2 protein-coding genes are annotated in these 4,201 nt (G+C 71.7%); both read left to right on the top strand.

Going from position 1 to position 4,201, the window contains the following annotated elements:
• Nucleotides 1–270: 270 nt before the first annotated feature.
• A complete protein-coding gene (gene glnE / locus C665_RS18740; RefSeq protein WP_004326783.1) occupies nucleotides 271–2,979 on the top strand; it encodes a bifunctional [glutamate--ammonia ligase]-adenylyl-L-tyrosine phosphorylase/[glutamate--ammonia-ligase] adenylyltransferase in 2,709 nt (902 codons plus the stop codon).
• 211 nt (nucleotides 2,980–3,190) lie between these two features.
• On the top strand, nucleotides 3,191–4,201 hold a 1,011-nt coding region (locus C665_RS18735), incomplete at its 3' end, for a CYTH and CHAD domain-containing protein (protein WP_004326781.1).

Here is a 4,201-nt window from a genome sequence, read left to right as displayed (position 1 = left end):
CTGCCGGCCGCGCGCCGCCAGCCGCCGCGCGCGGCCGGCAGGCCGTCGACGGACGGGGGTACGGATTCGGCAGGTGCGTGCGGGGCGGAGGGGCTCAGTCGGATGCTCGCAGGACGTTGTGTGGGAGCGCGGTTGCAGCGCTGCCGGCGCATGGCGCGGGCAGCTAGAATATTGGGATCGCGCCCGCCACCGGATCGCCGACGCGCGCGCATTCTACCAAGTCTCGATCGCCCTCTCGATCACCCTCTCGCGCCGCACTGGAGCCCCCTCATGTCCGCCCCGAACAGCGTTTCCGCCCCTGCCCTCCCGCCCGCGGTGGCGCAGGCGCGCCGCCTGTCGCGCTATCTGGCGCGCATGCTCGACAGCCAGCCCTGGCTGGCGGAGGCGCTGGCCGCCAGCATCGAGCGCCCGCTCGCCGAGGCCGACCTGCAGCGCTTCGTGGCCGCGCGCGAGGTCCTCCACGGTGGCGGCGACGGCGCGCTGCGCCCGGCGCTGCGCCAGCTGCGCATGTGGACGCTGTGCCACCTGATCGTGCGCGACCTCGCGCTCGGCGCCCCGCTCGCCGAGGTCACCGAGACCATGACCCTGCTCGCCGAGGTGGCGCTGCGCCACGCCCACGACGTGCTGCGCGCGGGATTGGTCGAGCGCCACGGGCAGCCGCTCTCGCCCACCGGCTGGGAGCAGGAGCTCCTCGTGGTCGGCATGGGCAAGCTCGGCGGGCGCGAGCTCAACGTGTCCTCCGACATCGACCTGATCTTCATCTACCCGGAGGACGGCGACACCGGCGGGCGCAAGGCGATCAGCAACTACGAGTTCTTCGAGAAGCTCGGCAAGCAGCTGATCCAGGCGCTCGCCGAGATCACCGAGCACGGCCAGGTCTTCCGCGTGGACATGCGCCTGCGCCCGAACGGCGACTCCGGCCCGCTGGTGTGCTGCTTCGACATGCTGGAGAACTACTTCGTCACCCAGGGCCGCGAGTGGGAGCGCTACGCCTGGATCAAGGCGCGGGTGATGCTGGGCGAGCGCTGGCCCGAGCTCGAACAGCTCGCGCGCCCCTTCGTGTTCCGCAAGTACCTCGACTTCGGTGCGATCAACGCGATGCGCGAGCTGCACGCGCAGATCCGCCGCGAAGTCGCCCGCCGCGAGCGCGCCAACAACGTCAAGCTCGGTCCCGGCGGCATCCGCGAGATCGAGTTCATCGCCCAGGTCTTCCAGCTCATCCGCGGCGGGCGCGACACCGCGCTGCAGGTGCGACCGACGCTCGCGGTGCTCGCCCGCTTGCCCGAGCGCGGCATCCTTTCGGAGGAGGCGGTGACGGAGCTGTCGAACGCCTACGTCTTCCTGCGCCGGCTCGAGCACCGCCTGCAGTACCTCGACGACGCCCAGACCCACGACCTGCCCGAGAAGGACGAGGATCGCGCGCTGATCGCCGAGGCCATGGGCTTCGCCGACTACGCGGCGCTGCTCGCGGTGCTCGACGCCCACCGCGAGGTGGTGAGCCGGCACTTCGACAGCGTGTTCGGCGACCCCTCCGAGGAGGACCACAGCCTTGATGCCACCTGGGCCAACGCGCGCGACACCGAGGCCGCCACCGGCGCGCTCGGCGAGCTCGGCTACCGCCACCCGCGCATGGCCGCCGAGCGTCTCGCCGCGATGCACGCCAGCCCGCGCTATCGCCAGCTGCCCAACAACATCAAGAGCCGCTTCGACGCGCTCATGCCGCGCGTGCTCGAAGCCGCCGCCAGCACGCCGGGCGCGGACGAGACGCTCGCGCGCATGCTCGACCTCATCGAGGCGATCGGCCGCCGCGGCGCCTATCTCGCGCTGCTGCAGCAATACCCGCAGGCGCTGCGCCGGGTCGCCGACCTGATGAGCGCATCGCGCTGGGGCGCGCAGTTCCTCACTCGCCATCCGATCCTGCTCGACGAGATGCTCGACGCGCGCAGCCTGGACAACGCCCCCGACTGGAAGGCCTTCCGCGCCAGCCTGGCCGAGGAGCTCGAGGCGCTCGAACCCGACATGGAGCGCCAGATGGACGTGATGCGCGAGCGCCATCACGCCCAGGTCTTCCGCCTGCTCACCCAGGACCTCGCCGGCCTGCTCACGGTCGAGAAGCTCGCCGACCACCTCTCCGAGCTCGCCGACATCGTGCTCGACCTCACCCTGCCGTTGTGCTGGCGGCGCATCAAGATCCGCCACCGCGAGGCGCCGAAGTTCGCGGTGATCAGCTACGGCAAGCTCGGCGGCAAGGAGCTCGGCTACGCCTCCGACCTCGACATCGTGTTCCTCCACGACGACGAGGCGGGGGAGGCGCCCGAGGTCTACACCCGGCTGGCGCAGCGCGTCAGCACCTGGCTGTCGAGCCAGACCGCCGCCGGCCAGCTCTTCGAGACCGACCTGCGCCTGCGCCCGAACGGCGAGTCCGGCCTGCTGGTGAGCTCGCTCGAGTCCTTCCGCAGCTATCAGCTCGAGTCGGCCTGGGTGTGGGAGCACCAGGCCTTGACGCGCGCGCGTTTCTCGGCCGGCGACCGCACGATCGGGGAAGCCTTCGAGCGCATCCGCTGCGAGGTGCTGTGCATGCGGCGCGACCTGCCCAGCCTGCGCGCCGAGGTGCTGGCGATGCGGCACAAGATGCGCGACGCACACGGCAGCAGGAGCGAGGAGGTGTTCGACCTCAAGCACGACGAAGGCGGGCTGATCGACGTCGAGTTCCTGATCCAGTACCTGGTGCTCGGCCACAGCCACGACCACCCGCGCCTCACCGGCAACCTCGGCAACATCGCGCTGCTGGGCATCGCCGGCGAGCTCGGCCTGGTCCCCGCCGACCTCGCCGCCGCCTGCGCCGACAGCTACCGCGAACTGCGCCGCCTGCAACACCGCCAGCGCCTCAACGAGCGTCCCTCCCGCGTCGATCCCGCCGAGGCCGCGGCCGCACGCAAGCCGGTGCGCGCGCTGTGGCGGGCCGTGTTCGGGGACTAGGCCGCCCGGCTGCGCAGCGCTTTCCCGTGGGAGCGACGCGAGTCGCGATCGACCGTCGAGCGGCGCGAGACGCCAGCGGGCACCGATCCGCTGCAGGCCCAGCGCGGGAAAGTGAAATATTTCACGTCGCAAAAGCGCGCATGACGCCCCGCGGGCCGGCGTCTAGAATCCAGGGCACCTGTCTTCCAGCGCCCGCCCGCGGGCGACCTCCATGAGCCACGAAATCGAACTCAAGCTCGCGCTGCCCAGGCGCGCGCTCCCGGCGCTGCGCCGCCACCCGCTGGTGGCCGCGGCGGAGAAATGCGGCAACGCCCTCACCCTCGACAACACCTACTACGACACCCCGAAGCTGCAGCTCAAGGCGCGCAAGGTGGCCGTGCGCACCCGCCGCCAGGGCCGCCAGATGCTGCAGACGGTGAAATGCGCGGCGGTATCGAGCGGCGGGCTGTCGCAGCGGCCGGAGTGGGAGACCGCGTGGACCGGCGGCTTCGATTTCACGCCGGTCGACGACCCCGCCACCGCGCGTCTGCTCGAACGCCACCGCGCAGAACTGGTGCCGGTGTTCACCACCCGCTTCCGCCGCGAGACGCGGCGACTCGTCCCGCAGGCGGGCGTGTCCATCCTGCTGATGATCGACACCGGCGCGGTGCATGTGCGCACCCCGGAGGGCGTCGAGCGCGAGGCGGAGATCTGCGAACTCGAGCTGGAACTCGAGAGCGGGCGCGCGCAGGACCTCCTCGACCTCGCCTGCACGCTCGCGCAGGACCTGCCGCTGATGCCGGCCGACCTCTCCAAGGCCGAACGCGGCTACCGCCTTTTCCTCGACACGCCCGCGGGCGCGCTGCGCTCCGAGATCTCCACGCTCGAGCCCGGCCAGAACGTGGTCGAGGCCTTCCAGGGCCTGGCACTGTCCTGCGTGCGCCAGTGGCAGGGCAACGCCGCGACCGCGCTCGCGCAGGGCGACCCCGACGCGATCGACCCCGACAACATCCACCAGCTGCGCGTCGCCCATCGCCGCCTGCGCGCGCTGCTCAAGATCTTCGCACCCGCCCTGCCCGAGACCTTCGCCGGCACCTGGAACGCCCGCCTGCGCGACAACGCCAACCGCTTCGGCGATGCGCGCGACCTGGATGTGTTCCACGCCGAGCTGCTCGAGCCGGTGACCCCCGAGGGCCTCGCCGACGCAGCCTCGATGGCGGCCCTGCTCGAGACCGTGCGCACG

Source organism: Thauera aminoaromatica S2 (assembly GCF_000310185.1).
Taxonomy (GTDB): Bacteria; Pseudomonadota; Gammaproteobacteria; order Burkholderiales; family Rhodocyclaceae; genus Thauera; species Thauera aminoaromatica.
Note: the sequence above shows the minus strand (reverse complement) of the source record. Positions and strands in the feature narration are given on the sequence as shown.

What these genes read in the sequence shown, in the direction of transcription:
- glnE (WP_004326783.1), top strand. Translation starts at nt 271, where the DNA reads ATGTCCGCCCCGAACAGCGTTTCCGCCCCTGCCCTCCCGCCCGCGGTG.